We start from the raw sequence: 18,355 nt of genomic DNA, 5'->3' as shown, positions 1-18,355 counted from the left end.
ACGCGCCCGGACCTCGGGTGAAAACTTGTTCGTTGTCTTGCTCGTCATGGCTCCACCTTCTCAAGAGTTGGAGCCTCCGGCAATCCCGGGGCGGTTCAGTTCACCCTCCAGCGCCATTCGGCAGCGCCCGCATCTGACAGGGCGATGCATGATCGTATGATCGACCCGTTCGGACCGCTTCAAGTGTTTGCCTGCATGGCCGGGCTGGCCGCCGGGCTTCTTCAACCCTCGCTCACGCAGGCTCTGTGTCCGGCGAGAAGCCTGGCCCGGTCCATCGCTCGAAGGCGGCTTGCTGCTATTGGAGCTATCCAGACCAAGCCGACGCTCCAGATCGGCCACACGCACCGTCAGCAATGCGTTCTGCTGCTCCAACATCAGGTTGCGCTCCTGCAACTCCCCAATCAGGGCCAGTAGGGCATCCACAGACAATGAGGAATTTGGCGGCGTCACCCATACCTTGACTCACAAACACATGTGGTCAGTCAAGAGAATACAAACGGCCACCTGGGCAGTTACCAATTCGGGAAGATTGGGATCCTGCAGCGTGTACTGAAACTGGGTTTGGGAGATCCGACCACCCACGTTGATGCCCTGAACGGCCTGCATGGCGAGGCTCACCCCGGTCATTCCAGACATCTGCTTACGGATGCGTGCGATCACCTGGTCGGCGGTTACCGAACGGTCCGACTGCGGCTTCAGGACGATCTGCAGATTGCCAGCGTTCATGAGTCCCGAACCGCCGAGGTTCGAGCGGACAGTGTCGACCGCCGGATCTTTCATCATGAGGTCGACGACGGCCTGTTGCTTGGCCGCCATCGCCTCGAACGAGATGTCCTGCGCCGCCTGCGTGGAGCCGGAGATCAACCCAAGATCCTGCTGCGGGAAGAACCCTTTCGGGATGACGATGAAGAGATAGGCCGTTAACGCGAGTGTCGCCGCGAAGGACAGCATCACCAGGCCCGGATGGGCGATAATGCTGAGCAAGGACCGTTTGTATCCGGCCTCAAACAGAGCAAACCCTCGTTCCAGTGCGCGGGACACCAGACCGGGGCGGGATTCGGACTGGTGGCCTCGAACCATGAGCGCGCACATCATGGGCGTAAGCGTCAGCGAGACAATGGCCGAGATGATCAGCGCCACCGATACCGTGATTGAGAACTCCCGGAAAAGCCGACCAACCATTCCGCTCATCAAGAGAAGCGGGATGAATACTGCGATTAGCGACACCGTCATGGACACGACCGTGAAGCCGATCTCGCTTGCACCTCTGAGTGTCGCCGCAATAGGCGAAGTGCCCTCCTCGACATGGCGCATAATGTTCTCGATCACGACGATGGCGTCGTCGACCACGAAGCCAACCGCGATGGTCATCCCCATGAGCGAAATGTTGTCGAGGCTGTAGCCAAGCACGTACATAATTCCGAACGTGCCGATCAGGGACACCGGAATGGTCACGGCTGGGATAATCGTGGCGCTGAGGCTCTTCAGGAACAGATAGATGGTCAGCACCACGAGGCCGATCGTGATCAACAGCGTTCTCTGCACGTCGTCCACCGCGGCCCGCACCGCCACGGTCGAATCACCCACCGTGGTTACCTGGACGGAAGGTGGGAGCCGTAGCCGCAGAGCCGGCAGCGCTGCCCTCACGCCCTTGACGACATCGACTGCGTTGGCGCCGGGTTGCAGGTGGACGTCCACCGTGACGGCTTTCCGGTTGTTATACCAGGAGCCCATCGTGGAGTTCTCGACGCTGTCAATAGCGCGTCCGATGTCGCTGATGCGTACCGGCGAGCCGTTGCGGTAGGCGATGATGGCCGCGTTTGCATTTGCCGAGGTGAGAAGCTGATCGTTGGCGTCCAGTGTCACCGAACGTTGGCTGCCATCAAGCGTCCCTTTCGGGCCGTTGGTGGTGGCGACCACGAGAGCCGCGCGGATATCTTCGAGGCTCAGACTCATGGCTGCGATCTTCATCGGATCGAGCTGGATCCGAATCGCCGATTTCGAGGAGCCGGGCATGTCCACAAATCCTGCGCCGGGGATCTGGGACAGGGTTTGGGCGACCATATTCATGGCGTCATCCATCACTTTCGGCAGCGGGATGGTGTCTGACTGCATTACAATGGAGATCGCCGTGAACTGGGCTGGATTGACCTTGTGATAGGTCGGCGGATTGGGCATCGTCTTCGGCAAAAGCCCGCTTGCCGCATTAATGGCTGTCTGCACGTCCTGAGCGGCGCCATCGATGTTCCGGTTAAGATCGAACTGCAGCGTCAGGTTCGACATGCCGAGCGTGCTGGTGGACGTCATCTGCGCAACGCCGGGGATGTTGGCGAACTGTTGCTCGAGTGGACTGGCAACTGTGGCCGCCATGGTTTCGGCATTCGCTCCCGGCAAGGTCGCCTGAACCGCGATCGTCGGAAAATCGACCTGGGGTAGAGACGATATCGGCAGCAGCAGATAGCCGACCATCCCCAGCAGGATGACCGCAAGGGTCAGCAGAGCCGTGGCAACGGGACGCTCGACAAAACGCTTCGAGATGTTCACAGGGGTGTAACCTTTGATAGGGACGCAACAGATCTACTGTGTCCCGTTATTCCGATCGGCGACACTTTGGGGACTGGCATCGCTCGGCAAAAGCGATACTTTTTGGCCCGGCTTCAGGCTGTATTGGCCATCTGTTACCACGGTGTCGCCTGCACTCAGTCCGGACGCGATTATGGTTGTGTCGCTGGCCACACGCGCAACTTTCACGGGGCGCTGTTCCAGACTCATGTCTGGCCGCACGGCGTAGACGTAGGAACCGCTCGTCGATTGCTGCACGGCGCTGGACGGCACGGTGACGACGTCCGACAGGAGCACGCTCTGGATCGACGCATTGACGAATTGGCCGGGCTTGAGCAGGTGGTCCTTGTTGGAGAACGTCGCCTTGAGCTTGATCGTCGCCGTGGTCGGATCGATGTGATTGTCGATCAGGCTCAAATCACCAGTGCCGGGGATTTGAGCGTCGTCGGGCGACCGCGCCGTGACGGGGACGACGGATGTTGGCTGGCCCACCGCCCAATGACCGATGGCTTCCGACGGCACCGTGAAAACGACCGAAATCGGCTCGAGCTGATTGATGACCACGAGCCCGGGATCGGATGGAGTGATCACGTTGCCTGCATCGATCATTCGGATTCCGACGACGCCGCTTATGGGCGAGGTGATCGTGGCAAAGTCGAGCTGCGTCCTAGCCGTTTCGATGGCGGCCTGATCGGCCAAGATCGTGGCTTGCAACCCAGCGAGCTGCGATTTTTGCGTGTCGAGAGTCTGGCTCGACGCAAAGCCCTTTTGTGCGAGAGTGGTGGTGCGCTGGAGATCGATATTCGTATTATTGAGTTGCGCCTGGTCCTTGGCCAGGTTGGCCTCGGCCTGATGCAGCGGCGACAGGAATGGCCGCGGGTCGATGTGCGCGAGCTCGTCGCCGGCGTGGACCAGCTGCCCTTCGGCGAAGACGATATCGCTGATCTGGCCGCTAACGCGCGGCTTGACGGTCACGCTGTTGAAGGGTTGAACCGTGCCTAGCCCGGTCACATAGATCGGTACGTTTTGCTTTTTGGCTTGTGTAGCCTTTACGCCAAGAGGAGGGGTGGTGGAGGCAGAAGCAGAAGGCGTCGGCGCACCGGAGGCCGCTTTTCGGATATTGGCGTAAGCGCCACAGGCGGCGCCGGCAAAGAGCGTCACGACCACGATCGCCCGCAGCCGATGATGTTTTCGTCGCGGCGGCGCAACGGCGGGCTCGCGGGCCTCGATGACAAGGTCCTGATCAAATGATCGGTTTTCCATCGCTTTGCTAATCCACTGATGATGGAACATCGAGGGCGATCCTCTCGAGGAGCGTGCACTTTCGGGCAGCGCGACTTACGCCGTAGCGATTGGACCGGCCCAACGCGCCCCCTCGGGCAAGGCAGCCCGGAGCAGGTCCAACATGCGGGTAACCTGAGCGATCGGTCGTTGAGCGCGCTTCGCTGAATGATGAAATCGATTTTAATCAGGCTGGATGGTTCGGTTCCGTCGGCGTTCCGTTAAGGCTCCCGGATCATGTAGCCGCCGCCCGGGACCGTTCGGATCAGGGGATAAGAGAAGTCCTCGTCCACTTTTTTTCGCAGCCGGTAGATATGCATATCGACGATGTTGCCGCGCGCCTCGAAATCATAATTCCAGGCGGCCTCCAGCAGCATGGAACGCGTGACGACCTGGCCGGCGTGACGAAGCAACTGTTCCAGCAGTAGGAACTCGCGACGTTGGAGGGAGATCGGTCGTCCCGCCCGTGACACTGTCCGGCTGGCCGTGTCGAGCTGCAAGTCGCCAACCCTCAGCACCGTGAGGCGCCGCGAGCGGTCGGCCCTGCGGCCAAGCGCCTCGAGGCGCGCCAGAAGCTCCATGAAGACGTAGGGCTTGGCGAGGTAGTCGTCGCACCGGCGCGCATTCCCTCGACGCGATCGGTCGTGCTCGCGATGGCGCTCAGCATCAGGATCGGAGTGCGGCGGTCATGCTCGCGCAGCTGCCGAACCAGGGTGAGACCATCCATCGCCGGCAGCATGCGGTCCAGGATGAGTGCCTCGTAGATGCCTTCGATCGCCATCGCCAGCGCGGTTTCACCATCGGCGACGCGATCCACGATATGACCGCTCTCTGCCAGGCCCCGCACTAGATAATTCGCCGTGCGATCATCGTCTTCGGCAACCAGGATGCGCACCGCGTCCCTTTCTTAAACTGGATTTCATGTGTGGTAGATGGGCGTTTTGCTCATTATATAACAGGGTCCAGTTCCTTTGGAGGAGACGCATGGCCAGGGTTCTGGTTGTGGAGGATGATGTCCAGACCGCTGCGGAGATTGCGGCCGCCCTCGGTGATTCCGGCTTCGACGTGGATTGCGCTTATACCGGTCGCGAGGGGCTGCTGAAAGCTGGCGCGGACAGGTACGAGGCCATCGTGCTGGATCGCATGCTGCCTGGCGGAATTGACGGCATTGCGGTTCTCTCTACGCTTCGTACGATCGGCGTCGAGGCGCCGGTTCTTATCCTCAGTGCCTTGTCTGCGGTGGACGACCGGGTGCGGGGACTCCGCGCAGGTGGCGACGATTACCTGACCAAGCCCTTCGAATTTTTAGAGCTGACTGCGCGGATCGAGGTTCTGGTACGGCGCCAAATGATCCCTCAGCGGGAGACCGCGCTACGCGTCGGTGATCTGGAGCTCGACCTACTGAGCCGCGAGGTACGCCGCGCCGGTCGGCTCGTCGAGCTGTTGCCGCGAGAGTACCATCTGCTCGAGTATCTCATGCGGCAGCCAAATCAGGTTGTGACTCGGACGATGCTGTTCGAAGAGGTCTGGGGATATCATTACGACGAGCGCACGAACGTCATCGACGTGCATATTGGCAAGCTCCGCCGGAAGCTCGACGAAGGCGGGTTGCCTTCCCTGATCCATACCGTGCGCAGCTCTGGGTACGTTCTCCGTGCGGCTGAGTGATCTCCAGCGCACAACGAGCTTTCGGCTCGCGCTGCTGTTTCTAGCGCTGTTTGGAGCGGCGTCCTTGACGCTCTTCGGTTTCCTCTACTGGCAAACCGCCGGTTACTTGAAAAGCGGAACGGACGAATGGCTCGCCAGGGAAATCAGGAGCCTGGTCACAGCAAGCCCCTCGCAGTTAATCGAACATCTGCAGGAGCACGCCGCGCACGATCCCGAGGCGAACCGTCCGTTCGCTTTGTTCGATGCCGCCGGGAACAAAGTTGAGGGCAATCTGGCAAACCTGCCGACATCCTCGCTGCCGGCGGACCGTCCCTTCGAGTTCAGCCTCAACCGAGGCGGCGACGCGGTGCCGTTCCGGGGCTTGGCGCGCCGGCTGCCGTCGGGCGACATGGTCGTCGTCAGTCAGAATGTGCGGGAGATGCACGAATTCCGCGAACTGCTGGTCGGTGCCATGGCCTGGGGCGGCCTGCTGGTTCTCATCATGGGGCTTGCGGGCGCGGCTTCGATTGGCGCTGGGTCGGTGCGTCGCATCGATGAGGTCACCGGTGCCATCGAGCGCATCGTCAAGGGCAATTTGGCCGGGCGCCTGCCGACCCACGGGACCGCCGGCGATCTGGACCGGCTGGTGGATGTCGTCAATGGAATGCTGGACGACATCGAGCGGCTAATGCACGAAGTGAAGGGTGTGAGCGATGGGATTGCGCATGATTTGCGGACGCCGCTGACGCGGCTGCTCGCCGGTCTGGAGCGGGCAGGCCGTCGCGCGGCCTCGGTCGAGGAATATGCGGTGGCGGTTGATGAGGCGATTGTCGAGACCAAAGCCGTTCTCTCGACCTTTGGCGCGATGCTGCGCATCTCCGAAGTCGAGGATGGTGCGCGGCGGACTGGGTTTACGACGCTCGATCTTGCCGCGCTCGTAGCCGATGTGACGGAGTTTTATGAACCGCTGGCCGAGAGCAAGGGCGTGTCGTTCTCGTTAAAGGATGAGAGCGCCGGATCGGCCAAGATGGCTGGTGATCCAAGCCTGCTGTTTGAGGCGATCGGGAACCTCGTGGACAATGCGATCAAATTCACACCCTCGGGAGGCCGTATTACGGTTCGCGTCTTCAATGAGAATAAACATTTCGGAATCATTGTGGCTGATACCGGGCCCGGCATTCCCGCAGAGGAGCGCGAGGCTGTACTGCGGCGCTTCTATCGCGCAGAGAGGAGCCGCCACACCCCTGGGAGCGGACTGGGGCTCAGCCTCGTGGCGGCCGTAGCCAGACTGCACGGCCTCGATCTCATCATCGAAGATGCCAAGCCGGGTTGCAGCGTGACTCTGCGAGGCGAGAACAACTCGACTTGGCCGCACCTCGCTGCGGCAGAACGCAGCGGGATTAGTGGCGGCGGCAGGTGAGCGTGCTTTCCGGCCGGGGCTCGCCGTGGGCTTCAACAGCCGAGATCGCGGCAAACTTCTGACCGAACCTTCATTAATCCGGTCCGTGTCTATTTATGCCCGCGCTAGTGAAATTGTGAGGGGCTGCTTATGTGAAGGTTTGCGGATGGCGGCCCCACGAAGGTGGCGCGGCGTGCACCGGGGGCTGGCGTACGCAAACCTTCAAAGGAGGAAACCGCGGAAGATGTGGCTGGGTGGTGCGTCAGGCGCTATGGGGATTTGGACGCTTGCCGGTGTTTTGCCGAGGTGGGTTGGGAGCTTTTTCGGCAGGCGATCGCAGGCGCGTCGAAGCGGTTCGGCCGATTGCAAGGGGTAGAATCGGAGTTACGCGGCGGTGATGGTACGACACGGCGACTATCGTGAGCAGCGCGACGGCGCGCATGGTCGTTGCCGGCGGATAGCTGGCGCAGCAGAAGTGCAGCACTGGGGTGGTGCATCGAATCTAATCTGATCATGATGTGTCGATCCTGATCGTGGCAGGCGCTGCCGCGGGACGGGTGTGCGGCGAGCAGCCGCGCTGGAACGTCTCGATGATGATCATGCGACCGCCGCAGCACGGGCATGGATGCGATTACGGCTTGGGTTCCTCAGTCTCGGCGCGTCTGGTATCCGCGGCCTCGGGCTGTGCCGTTGATGCGTCGAGCAAGCGGCGGGCTCGGGCGATGTTGTCGGCGCGCGTGCCGCTGGCGAGCAGGCCGTAGTGGCGAATGCGGTGGAAGCCGTGCGGCAGGACGTGGGTCAGGAATCTGCGGATGAACTCGGCGGTGGCGAGTGTCATGACCTTCTGACGATCACGGCCATCGGCGCGATAGTCCTTCCACCGGAAGCTGACGCCGGTGCGGTCGCAAGCGATCAGCCGGCTGTTGGCGATGGCGACGCGGTGGGTATAGCGCGACAGATAGGCCAGTACGGCCTGTGGCCCACCGAACGGACGCTTGGCATAGACGACCCATTCGGTTCGGCGCAGCGGCGCCAGATACGCCGCGAACACCTGCGCATCGGCGAAAGCGGCATGATCGCCGAAGAACTTCAGGCGGCCGGCCTGGTGTGCGGCGAGCAGCCTCTCCAGGAATAGTCGCCGGAACAGGCGCGAGAGCACGCGCACGGGCAGGAAGAAGCCGGGGCGGCACGCCACCCAGCGCTCGCCATCGAGCGAGATGCCGCCGCCCGGCACGATCATGTGGACATGCGGGTGATGGGTCATGGCCGACCCCCAGGTATGGAGAACCGAGGTGATGCCGACGCGGGCGCCGAGGTGCTTGGGGTCGGCCGCGATGGTGATCAGAGTCTCGGCCGAAGCCTTGAACAGCAAATCATAAATGACAGCCTTGTTCTGGTAGGCGATGTCGGCGACGACCGCCGGCAGTGTGAACACGACATGATAATACGGCACTGGTAGCAGGTCGGCCTCGCGCACCGCCAGCCAGTCCTTTGCCGCCGCGCCCTGGCACTTCGGGCAGTGCCGGTTGCGGCAAGAGTTGTACGAGATCTGGGTATGCGCGCACTGCTCGCAGCGCGCGACATGCCCGCCGAGCGCCGCCGTGCGGCAGCTCTCGATCGCCGACATCACCTTGAGTTGGCCGAGGCTCATATGACCGGCATTGGCCCGGCGCCATGCCGGGCCGTGGCCACGGAAGATGTCCGCGACCTCCAGCGATGGACGCGACACGACGCGCGTCAGGCGGGCGGTTCAGCGTCTCAGTATCGAGGCGCTCCGACCGCTTGAGGATCGGCCAGGCGACCTCGATGCGGTCATCGGAGGCGAACTTGCGGGCCAGCTGGTAGGGTGCATTGGTGCTGGAGGCGAGCTTTCCTGCCAATCGGGCACGAGCTGTCGTCTCAATCTCCTGGACGAGGCGACCAATGATCTCGCCGAAGGTCCAGATCTGGTCCTCGGAGTAGGTACCGGCAATCAGCACATCGGTCGCATGTCACAACGCCCGAAGACAACTCTCGGGATTTCCTTTGGCAACGGCCTCTTCCAACTCGATCAATAAAGACGCGGTGTCAGCCATGACGCGCTCGCAGCTCGAAAAAGTCTAAAAAAGACAAAGAGCTTAAGTTAGCGAGACCATTACACCATCTCCGGGTTGAACGACCGGTAAATCTCGCGCTTGTGCCTTAGCTCTGCGTTGAGGTCCGCCCAATCGAGCCGCTCAAATTTTACGCGCTTCAGGGCCCTGCGAAGGCAACGGCCAAAGCTGTTCGGCGACGAGACGACGATGCCGGTGCTCGATCCCGGCCGCGGGCGCGCCAAAGACCGGTCAGCTCTGGGCCTATGCAGCGGACGACAGGCCATCGGGCGGTGCCGAACCGCCGGGCGTCGCCTATGTCTATGCGCCTGATCGCAAAGCCGACCGACCAATCGCCCATCTCGCAGGCTTCAGCGGGCTCCTGCAGGTCGACGGCTATGCCGGCTATGGCAAGCTCGCCGAGCGCGGCGACGTTCGGCTTGCATTCTGCTGATCACATATGCGGCGTAACTTCTACGAACTTGCCACCCCCGGTCCCGCGCCTATTGCGACCGAGGCGCTCGGGCATATCGCCGAGTTCTATGCCATCGAGAAGCACATCCGTGGAGGTGAGATCGGTCAGTGGCTAAGGCTCGCTCACGCGCTTAGCGCGGGCGAGAGTTTCGGACGGCATCTCCCCAAATGTCCTGGCGTATAGGCGCGAAAAGTCGCCCAGGTGCCAGAAGCCGTTGGCAAGTGCGGTGGCTTTCACGCTTGATTGTCCCGCCGAGAGCTGGTCGCGAACCGCTGATAGCTTTTTCAGGCGCAGGTAGCAGTGCAGGCTCACACCGTTGACGGACTGTGACGCGACCTGCAAGGTTCGGACGGATGTTCCAATGCGGCGAGCCAAATCGCTGCTGTAAAAATGAGAGCACGGCAGACTTTGAACTATCTCGTCCAGCTGTGCGACGATCTCTCGGTAGCGGTCAGAGGATGATCCAGAACGCGTCTCAGAGCGAGGTTCCAGCATGGTCGACCTTGCTAATCATAACGCGCCCTTGCAACACGAAACTTGGCCAAACTACCAACTGATGCGAGAAAGAATTGCCGCCGCAGCGTCCGAATAGCGGCCGCCGTACAATTGTCATCCACGAAATGAAGCGCGAGGAGAGCAACAAGCGTAGCCATTGCAACTCTCATATCCGGAAGCATGAGGGACACCATTTAATGGCGGGTTAATCTACGAGAGTTTGTTATCCGCATTGCAGCGACCGTATCGTCGGGAATTTAAGAGCCCGGCTTCGATACGCAACACCGTCCGGTCTACCTACCTCGCTATGGCGGCGTTGAGGCGAATTGAGAAATGATCACCGCGACTTCGGCGGAATGAGGACAGATCCAATTGACGTCGCGGGTACGCCTTCTATTGGGCAGGTGATTTGCCTGCGCCATAAGGCTGCGCCGCAAATCGCCGCGGCGACTGACGTTCAGCAGCATCGACCGTCTGGTATTTGTCCGCGCGTATCGGTAGAATTCAATTGTCGGAGACTGACATGCCACATTGGATCAAACTCGTTGTCACTCTGGTGTTGCTGACGACGATCGCCAACCTTGGAATTCTCTCTTACCTCCTCGCTCCTCAGCGACCTGTCGCCGCGTCGAGGGAATTGTTCGACCACCCGGGTTTGAAGAAGGCTGTAGAAAGCATCGCGCAGGCAAAGGGGTATTTGACCGAAGCAGAAGTTGAGAAGATTATTGAGCGCTGTCGGGTCGTGCCTGGCGGCAAGATCAACTGCGACTGACAATGTTTTTGTGCTCGATAAGTGGAGCCGAAGTGTCTGATTCTCAAGAAAAGTCGATTTGGATTTTCCCGAGCACCGGGGTTGGCGGCATTTCATTTTGAGCGGACTTTGCCAGGGACTGCCACCTTTGTGGCGGCCCTTTTGAGATGCACCGCGGGATCACTGGCCTCGCCTAAATCTCTGGCGTCCTCGCAACCAAACGAACCACCCGCAGGCGACGACAAGAGCCAACAGGATCACGGCATCAAATTGATGAAAGAGCCTGCGGAAGGTCGGGTCACTGTGCCACCGTTCCCCTAGTAAATATCCAATGTAGGCGAGAGTAAAACACCAGGGCTATGAGCCGAGGAACGTATAAACCTGAAATTTCAGCATCGGCGTTCGCGCCAGCCCGGCGGGAAATGCAATGAAGGTCCGTATCACCGGCAATAGGCGGCTGATGAAGACCGCGATGCTTCCGTAGCGCGCGAAGAAACGTTCGGCGAAGGCCACTTCGGCGGGGCGAATCAAGATGAACCGAGATTGCAGCCGATCGCACCCATGGTCGCGACGCCGAGCAGGCTGAACCGACCTGCGAAAACGAGATAGCCGGCAAACGGCATGATGATTTCAGAAGGTAGAGGAACGCAGCGACTGCCATCAGAATGACCAGGCCGAAATAGCCCAGATCCGATATTGAACCGATAATCCAGTTCGCAACTGCCGCAAGAACTTGATCGAACATGTCGCTTAGCCACCGCGCAACGCCTCAAGGTCCGGCTTCTTCGAAAGGGTGAGCGTTCCGGCTATTGCAATTGAGCCGCAAAGGAGCGCCGTAGCCAGAGCGACCGTCACATATAACCATGGCACGGTGAGCGTCTCCGGTGGTGGATCAAACACGCCGGACAGGAGAGTGACGAGGGCGTACGCTATTCCGAAGCCGACCGCGATGCCCATCACCGCGCCTCCGACCACGATGATGAGCCCCTCGCTCCAGAGAAACGCGCCGAGTTGTCTTGGCGTAGCGCCGAGCGCTGAGAGAATGGTGAAGCTGCAGCGCCAGGACAAGGCCGGTGACGCCCGCGATCATCAACACTGCAAAGCCAAGCTCCAACGCGGTCAAGCCACGCAGGTCGACCGCGGTCAGACTAGAGCTGATGAGCGCCTGTGTCTCACCGAGCGTCGTGACCTTGGTGCCGCCGCGTTTCGCTGCCAGCTTGCGCGCGTCAGCCGCCACGGCTTCTGCGTCCCCCGACGTTCGCAACAGAACTACCTCACTGGCATCGGAGCCAGCCTGTTTTGCGATGTAGTCCGCGTTGGCTACCAGGAAGGAGTCCTTTGGAGCTGTCGGAAACTCGAGGACGACGCCGATGAACTTGAACGGAACAACATGATATTGATGGTCGCTTGCGTTCTGAAGCCGCAGGTTCAGGCGGTCGCCGGGCTGCAGCTGGAAGTCGTCCACCGTTTCCTGCGAGACCAGAACACCATCCGGTGTCTCGGCTAACGACGCGAGAGACTTGTCGGCATCATGACTGGCAAAATAGGCGTTCGAAATCGTGGTCAGCTTGCCGATCGTTGTGGGATTGATCCCGAACATATCTTGCAGATCCGCTCCGACGTACGAAAAACGATGCATCATCGGCTCCGCTGCAGCCACGCCTGGAATTGCTCTCAGCTCCGCCAGAAGCTCGCTGGCGGGATGCGCCGTGGTTCCCGTCAATGTGACATCGGCGCCGTTCGTGAGTTCAGCGTCCACGCGTGATTGTGCGTTGTACGTGCTGTTGAATATAGCCGTTGCCGTCGCAAAGGCGAATGCGAGCGCGACCAGCGCAACGCCCCTCGCCATCCGGCGTTGCTGACGCGATAGCGAGGCCACGATGATCGGCCCGAGAGCCGCCGACAGCGGCGCAAGCAGCACCGCGACCACGCCTTGGCCCCGTCCCAGCGCCCATCGGCTCAGGCGGAGCCATAACAGGCCGCCACCGATCCAGAAGCACAGCGGCGCCAGGAAAGCTTCCTAGTGCACCGAGGTCTGGGCGATGCCCTCGGAGGCCAGAACAATTTCATAACCGGTCCTTGCGACCATCCAGAATACGACGCCGCCGGCACCGAGAATGACAACGTCCAGATAAAGTCGCTGCCATAGCGAAGGCACCGGTCGATCCATCTCCGCGCGCGCAGCCGCGATCGACGTGCCCGTCGCGTCCATCCAGGCGGGAACGAGCGAGGCCGCAATGCCGAAGCCAAGCCCGACGGCGCCGACAAGGACGAGCCAAGGCATCACCAGGCCGAGATTTTGCGACCGCCACCAGGTCACGGCCACGACAGCCGCGAGAAGCAGGCCGATCACGGTGCCGAGTCCCGCAACCGCAGCGGCCTCAATCGCGGCAAGACGCAACAGTTGCAGGAGCGACGCGCCGCGAAGCCGCAGCAGCGCCTGCTCCCGGCGGCGACGTTCCGAACCGGACGAGGCGACCGCGAGCGTAACCAGGAGCGCCAAAATGGCTCCGGGAATGCCAAGGAAGAGGAAAAGGACGCGCACATAAAGCGAGTCGGCGCGCACCGCGTCGAGCCGCGCGGCAAGATTGTCGGCAAGCGCGGCGCTGCCTGCGACGCGTGCCTCGAAATCGTTGGCCGCGCGCTGCGCCTGCACGAAGGCCGCACTCGGATCCGGCGGCAAGACGGCATGATCGAGCCGAACATGGATCTGTGTGCGGACCGTGTCCGGCCGCGCGGATGCTTGTTGTGCGAACACGGTCCGCCACTCCGACATTGGCATCAGAAGCACGTTGTCCGGCGGAGCCTGGGGCGCAATGTTCTTGGACACCCCGATCGCCTGGAACATGGAGTCGGCATTTGGCAGCGCCACCACACCGGCAATCCTGACGTCGACCGGGCTGCCGCCCACAAGACGAATCGTCACCGTGTCGCCGGGGGCGACGTGAAGATTGGCGGCCGTTTGCGCGGCAATCAGCACGCCGTCCCATGATCCCAGGTTGAGCTGAATCTGGCCGGGAAAGAGCTGACGATAATCCGTCTCCAGGCCGAGCACCTTGCCCGGTCCGGTCGTCTGCGTCGTCCCGCGCGTGATAGCGGAAAATCCCTCCGTGTCCGCATAGCCTGCGGACTGCAAGTTTTCATAGCGAGCGGCATTGCCGATCGCGTCGATCACCGTTGCCTCATCGGCTCCGGGGACGAGAAGAACCTGCCAGTCCGCGGGCAGGTTCGCCACGGCGCGTCGGGCCATGCTTTCGGAGGATGCGACGATAAATGCGCCCAGAGATCCCAGCAGCGCGACAGGCAATGCGAGCCCGACAACAGCAGCGGCAAGGCGGCCAAAATGTGCGGCGAAAAAGCCCTTGAGCCAAAACCGTATCATGTGCTCTCCGCCATCGCCGTGAGCTGGAGCCGTCCGTGATCCATGAGCCATGTGGTCTTCATGCGCCTGGCCACGGAGGGATCGTGGGTGGCAACGAGAAGGGCGGCGTCGCTCCCCTCAAGGGAGTTGAGCAATGCATCGACGGTTTGCCGGGCGATCGACTGATCCAGCTGGCCGGTCGGCTCGTCGGCCAGAATCAGCCGGGGCTTCGGCGCGATCGCCCGCGCGAGCGCGACGCGTTGCGCCTGCCCGCCCGACAGCTCGTCCGGGACTTTGTCGGCTATGTCTGCCAGCCCAAGCGACTCCAGCGCCGCCAGTGCCCGGGTCTTCGGCGAGGAGATATTTCCGGCTATTCGCAGCGGAACCTCGATGTTTTCGACGACGTTCAACGTCGGGATCAGGCTCGGCGCCTGGAACACGATCCCGACAAATCCCGGCCGAAGCGCATCATGCGGGCCGAGCGCGGGCCATCTCAGCAGACCGCTGGTCGGCGTATCGAGCCCGGCGATCAGATGAAGCAATGTCGATTTGCCGCTTCCAGAGCGGCCGAGCAGGGCTATTTGGTCGCCGGCCCCGATTTCGAACAATGCCGGCTGCAGGGCGTAGATGTCGCTGCCGCCTTGGCTGAAGCGGCGCGTCACCTCCTTGCCCTCGACAAGGATGTCAGGGATCGCCGATTCTCCCGTCGCGAAGATGAATAATCCGATCGGCGCGCGCGGCAAGCGCCTGACTATGGGTTGCCACGAGGACGGCAACTCCGGCCCGGCATTGTTCGTTCAGTATATCGAGAATGGACCGCTCCATGACGGCATCGATCTCTCCGGTCGGCTCATCCGCGAGAAGGATACGAGGAGCCGCAGCCAGGGCGACGGCAAGACCCGCCCGCGCCAATTCGCCTCCCGACAGCTGACCGGGCCGAGCCGCCGCGCGCTCTCCCAGCCCGACACCCGCCAACAGGTTCTTTGCCCGCTCATCGCTGATCTTGCCGGCGATGAGCATCGCCAGCTTGATGTTGTCCATTACGGAAAGCGAGGGAAACAGATTCCTGGATTGCATCAGGATGCCGATGTTCGCGCCGCGGCGGCGTGCGCGCTCGGCTTCCGACCGGCGGGTCAGGCGCTCCCCGAGTAATTCGACATACCCCCCATCGGGTTCATCCAGACCCGACAGGCAGGCAAGCAGCGTCGACTTGCCGCTGCCGGACGGGCCCACCAGCGCGACCAGTTCGCCCTCGTCGAGCCGCAGGCAGACGCCACGAAGCGCAAGCGTTTCGGATTCTCGTGTGTGAAAGAACCTGTAGATATCGAAAGCCTCAACGACGGCCATGTCATTGCCACCTGAAGCTCTTCGCCATCAGATCCCATTGATCGGCATTGTCCGCTCCCAAGGGCGCCGACATGGTCAACGTGACCAGCTTGCCATTCTGCCAGAAGAAATAGCGGTCGTTCTCCTCGCGGATCGCTTTCTCGGTCACCGGGTTCGGCTCGGAATTCGAGCTGTAGCTGACGACAACGGCAGGTCCGGAAGGGAGCTTGACGGATTTGACCCCTGTCATACGAACCGCCCTGCCAGTCATTTCAAGGTCGGCGATCTCCTGTTGTTTGGCGTTGGCCACGCTTATGGCATCGGCACGTTGCGACACGTCCAACGCAATCGTGTTGTATTTGTCTCTGAAGGTGACACCGTCCGAGGTCTCGCGGCGAGCCCATCCTTCCGGGACCTTGATTTTGAAGCCGAGCGGCGAGCGGTAGTCGATGAAGACCTGATTGTCCGGGATGTCGCCAGGCGGGTTCTTTTCCGTGGCCACGGGCTTTTCGGCGCTGCTTGCCTGCGCAAAGAGCGACGCGGGCGCAAATCCAACAAGGCTCGCCATAGCGGCGGCGATGATAAGGGCGCTCATTCTGTTCATGGTTGACCTCCTGTTGCCACCCCTTGCGAATTGCGATTTTGAAGATGCCCAAGCTCGTTGGTTATCTTCCTATCATCCTCCTTCGCCTCTTGGATTGAGCGAGATCATTTCTCCGATGAGAATTAGCTGCGACTTAGCAGCACGCCCGTTCCAGCGCCCCTGGGCTTCTCTACTCGCCCGCGCCTTTACTGGGCAATGAATCCGGATTGCCAGAAATCGGCAGCCGAACCGTGGCACGGAGCCCCGATCGGCCGATGCCCGTGACATTCTCCAGCGCAATTCTGCCACCCAGACTGTCGACAATGCGCTTCACGATGGACAAACCAAGTCCCGTGCCTTCGCCCTCGGGGCGCGAACCGCGGAAGAACGGCTCGAAAATCTGATCCATATCAGCCGATGCGATGCCGGGGCCGGTATCCTCAACCTGCAGGATCGCCGTGCTATCTTCTCGATAAACTCCGATATCGATCGTCCCGCCCCGGGGCGTGAAGCGAAGCGCGTTCTCGAGCAAATTCCGGATGATCGCCGCGAGCATCGCCGGCTCGCTGTGCACCGTGAGAGGTTCGACAAGCGCGAAGCCGAGATCGATGCCCCGATCGGCTGCCTCGGGCAACAGATCGGCCACGACCTCTTTCGCCACATGGTCGAGCGCGGCCAGCGGCTTTTCGGCAAGGCCGGTCGGAGCCGCTTCATGCCGCGCCAGCGCGAGCAATTGCTCAAGAAGATGCTTGGTGCGGTGCATACCCTGCCTGAGCGCGGCAACGCGCTCCCGCGCCCGCTTGGGGAGCGCGACCGACTCAAGGTTTTCCGCCTGCAGGCTCAGCGCAGTGATCGGTGTGCGCAGCTCGTGAGCGGCATCGGCAACGAAGCGCCGGTGCTGATCCATCAAGAGCCGCATTCGCTTAAGCAGGCCATTGATCGAGGTGATGAATGGATGCAGCTCGCTGGGCGTCCCCGAAAGCGGCAGCGCGGTCATGTCATCGGCGCGTCTTGCATCGAGATCACCGGCCAGCCGGACCATCGGGCGCAGCGAGTACGCAATGACTAGCGCCGTGACCACCATCAGGCAGGGAATGAGCGCCGCGATCGGAAGCAGCGTGCGAAACGCTACATCGCGCGCGGTTTCGTCTCGAATAGCGGTCGGCTGTGCCACGGCAAACCGGCTGCCGTCGGGTCGTGTTCGTAGCAGCACCCGAACTGGTTGGTTTTTCCACGTTGCGACCTGCAGACCATCCTGCAGGGTGAAGAGTTGGCGATCGTCTGCCGAGCCCCGCGGCGTCTTTCCCAACTCGATGAGCCAGACCTCAGTGTCTTCCTCGACGCCGTGAAGAGGCTGGCCGCCGCTGAAACCGGCATTTTGCGCCAGGCTCGCGAGCTGGATTAGGATCGAGTCCTGCAGCTCGATGGCCTCGCCGAACGCCCACCGGTAGGCGAACATGCTGCCGATTGCGCCGGTCAGCAGGATGATTGCGGTCAACCCGACGTAGAGACGTCCGCGCAACGACCTGATCATGATGATTGGTCCACCATCCACCCTACACCGCGCAAGTTACGGATCGCTGTGACTCCGAGCTTCTTGCGGATGGTGTGGATCAGATATTCAATGGCATTGCTCTCGACCTCTTCATTCCAGCCGTAAATCTGCCGTTCGAGCTCGCTGCGCGACAGAACCGTGCCCGGCCGCGCAAGCAGCGCCTGCAGCAGAGAATATTCGCGCGCGGTGAGCAGTGCGCTCTCGCCGAAAAAGGACGCCTCCCGCGTCGCCGGGTCGAGACTGAGCTTGCCATTGCTCAAAAGGGGCGGGGAGCCTCCGCCCTCGCGGCGGAGCACGGCGCGCATGCGCGCCAGCAGTTCGCGAATCTCAAATGGTTTCACCAGATAGTCGTCTGCGCCGAGATCGAGTCCGTCGATCCGGTCATCGACGCCGTCCCGCGCGGTGACGATGATCACGGGGAGCCTCCGGCCCAGCGTGCGCAGGCGCCGAAGCACCTTGCGGCCGTCTGCCTTCGGCAGCCCAAGATCGAGCAGGGCCAACCCGTATGCTTCGTTCTCCGCTGCGTGGATCGCGGTGTCACCATCAGTGACCCAGTCGACGGCATAGGCTGCATCCTTGAGCGCCTGCTGCATGGCCGTGCCGATCATCCTGTCGTCCTCGATCAGCAGAACTCGCATCACCCTTCCCTCATCCGGGAGGCCAGAGCCGGACTTGCCTAATTCTTGTGCTCCAGACTTAGCGCAGACTTAGGGAGGTGTCGCGCTTCACAATGCTTTGACAAAAAAGGGGTTCTCGGCGCCGCAGGGCAACCCTGGCCCTAAGGCGCACCTAAGTCGGCCATGGCCAATCTCTGGCGTCGCCTGGCGTGACTCGTTTCGGGGAGACCC

General features: G+C 61.6%; 14 protein-coding genes and 5 pseudogenes. 4 read left to right on the top strand and 15 right to left on the bottom strand.

What is annotated here, in order from left to right:
• Positions 1-99: 99 nt before the first annotated feature.
• The 4 genes and pseudogenes from IVB27_RS14755 to IVB27_RS14740 form a co-directional block, all read right to left on the bottom strand.
• A pseudogene (locus IVB27_RS14755) lies at positions 100-450 on the bottom strand (DUF6444 domain-containing protein); the annotation flags it as partial.
• A 12-nt stretch (positions 451-462) separates the two neighbouring features.
• Positions 463-2,544, bottom strand: a complete 2,082-nt coding sequence (locus IVB27_RS14750) for an efflux RND transporter permease subunit (protein ID WP_247444258.1) — start codon at positions 2,542-2,544, stop codon at positions 463-465.
• A gap of 33 nt (positions 2,545-2,577) precedes the next feature.
• Positions 2,578-3,855: an efflux RND transporter periplasmic adaptor subunit gene (locus IVB27_RS14745; protein ID WP_247444257.1), complete on the bottom strand. Its 1,278-nt coding sequence runs from the start codon at positions 3,853-3,855 to the stop codon at positions 2,578-2,580.
• A gap of 209 nt (positions 3,856-4,064) precedes the next feature.
• Positions 4,065-4,738, bottom strand: a pseudogene (locus tag IVB27_RS14740) (response regulator transcription factor).
• Between the two features lie 89 nt (positions 4,739-4,827).
• Between IVB27_RS14740 and IVB27_RS14735 the strand changes: the two are divergent.
• Together IVB27_RS14735 and IVB27_RS14730 are read left to right on the top strand one after the other, a co-directional pair.
• Complete coding sequence (locus IVB27_RS14735) at positions 4,828-5,511, top strand: response regulator transcription factor (protein ID WP_247444256.1); 684 nt, start codon at positions 4,828-4,830, stop codon at positions 5,509-5,511.
• A gap of 64 nt (positions 5,512-5,575) precedes the next feature.
• Complete coding sequence (locus tag IVB27_RS14730) at positions 5,576-6,910, top strand: ATP-binding protein (protein ID WP_247444255.1); 1,335 nt, start codon at positions 5,576-5,578, stop codon at positions 6,908-6,910.
• A 490-nt stretch (positions 6,911-7,400) separates the two neighbouring features.
• Here the strand turns inward: IVB27_RS14730 and IVB27_RS14725 are convergent.
• Positions 7,401-8,618 (bottom strand): annotated as a pseudogene (locus IVB27_RS14725) (IS91 family transposase).
• 529 nt (positions 8,619-9,147) lie between these two features.
• Here IVB27_RS14725 and IVB27_RS14720 point away from each other — a divergent pair.
• Positions 9,148-9,529 (top strand): annotated as a pseudogene (locus IVB27_RS14720) (IS66 family transposase); the annotation flags it as partial.
• 18 nt (positions 9,530-9,547) lie between these two features.
• Here IVB27_RS14720 and IVB27_RS14715 read toward each other — a convergent pair.
• Positions 9,548-9,931 carry a helix-turn-helix domain-containing protein gene (locus IVB27_RS14715; RefSeq protein ID WP_247444254.1) on the bottom strand — a complete coding sequence of 128 codons (384 nt, stop codon included), beginning with the start codon at positions 9,929-9,931 and terminating at the stop codon, positions 9,548-9,550.
• A 523-nt stretch (positions 9,932-10,454) separates the two neighbouring features.
• Here IVB27_RS14715 and IVB27_RS14710 point away from each other — a divergent pair.
• Entirely contained in the window at positions 10,455-10,703 is a 249-nt protein-coding gene (locus tag IVB27_RS14710; RefSeq protein WP_247444253.1) for a hypothetical protein, read from the top strand.
• A 336-nt stretch (positions 10,704-11,039) separates the two neighbouring features.
• Here IVB27_RS14710 and IVB27_RS14705 read toward each other — a convergent pair whose 3' ends face one another.
• The 9 genes and pseudogenes from IVB27_RS14705 to IVB27_RS14665 all read right to left on the bottom strand — a co-directional run bounded on the left by IVB27_RS14705 (position 11,040) and on the right by IVB27_RS14665 (position 18,145).
• A complete protein-coding gene (locus IVB27_RS14705; protein WP_247444252.1) occupies positions 11,040-11,213 on the bottom strand; it encodes a DedA family protein in 174 nt (57 codons plus the stop codon).
• A gap of 219 nt (positions 11,214-11,432) precedes the next feature.
• Positions 11,433-11,750: an FtsX-like permease family protein gene (locus IVB27_RS14700; protein WP_247444251.1), complete on the bottom strand. Its 318-nt coding sequence runs from the start codon at positions 11,748-11,750 to the stop codon at positions 11,433-11,435.
• A gap of 208 nt (positions 11,751-11,958) precedes the next feature.
• Positions 11,959-12,531 (bottom strand): annotated as a pseudogene (locus IVB27_RS43275) (ABC transporter permease); the annotation flags it as partial.
• Between the two features lie 171 nt (positions 12,532-12,702).
• Entirely contained in the window at positions 12,703-14,064 is a 1,362-nt protein-coding gene (locus IVB27_RS14690) for an FtsX-like permease family protein (RefSeq protein ID WP_247444249.1), read from the bottom strand.
• Positions 14,061-14,786, bottom strand: a complete 726-nt coding sequence (locus IVB27_RS14685; RefSeq protein WP_247444248.1) for an ABC transporter ATP-binding protein — start codon at positions 14,784-14,786, stop codon at positions 14,061-14,063. Before IVB27_RS14685 ends, IVB27_RS14690 begins: the two co-directional genes overlap by 4 nt.
• Positions 14,728-15,390 (bottom strand): ABC transporter ATP-binding protein, encoded by a 663-nt coding sequence (locus IVB27_RS14680; protein WP_247444247.1) that lies wholly within the window; start codon positions 15,388-15,390, stop codon positions 14,728-14,730. The genes IVB27_RS14685 and IVB27_RS14680 overlap by 59 nt, the downstream gene beginning before the upstream one ends.
• 1 nt (position 15,391) lies before the next feature.
• The gene (locus IVB27_RS14675; RefSeq protein ID WP_247444246.1) at positions 15,392-15,973 is read right to left on the bottom strand and encodes a hypothetical protein; all 582 of its coding nucleotides are present in this window, start codon (positions 15,971-15,973) and stop codon (positions 15,392-15,394) included.
• A gap of 169 nt (positions 15,974-16,142) precedes the next feature.
• A complete protein-coding gene (locus IVB27_RS14670; RefSeq protein ID WP_247444245.1) occupies positions 16,143-17,486 on the bottom strand; it encodes a sensor histidine kinase in 1,344 nt (447 codons plus the stop codon).
• The gene (locus IVB27_RS14665) at positions 17,483-18,145 is read right to left on the bottom strand and encodes a response regulator transcription factor (protein ID WP_247444244.1); all 663 of its coding nucleotides are present in this window, start codon (positions 18,143-18,145) and stop codon (positions 17,483-17,485) included. Before IVB27_RS14665 ends, IVB27_RS14670 begins: the two co-directional genes overlap by 4 nt.
• Between the last annotated feature and the right edge of the window lie 210 nt (positions 18,146-18,355).

Origin of the sequence: Bradyrhizobium sp. 197 (assembly GCF_023073375.1) — a bacterium.
Lineage (GTDB): Bacteria > Pseudomonadota > Alphaproteobacteria > Rhizobiales > Xanthobacteraceae > Bradyrhizobium.
The sequence above is the reverse complement of the archived record's forward strand: the minus strand, read 5'-3'. Positions and strand labels throughout refer to the sequence as shown.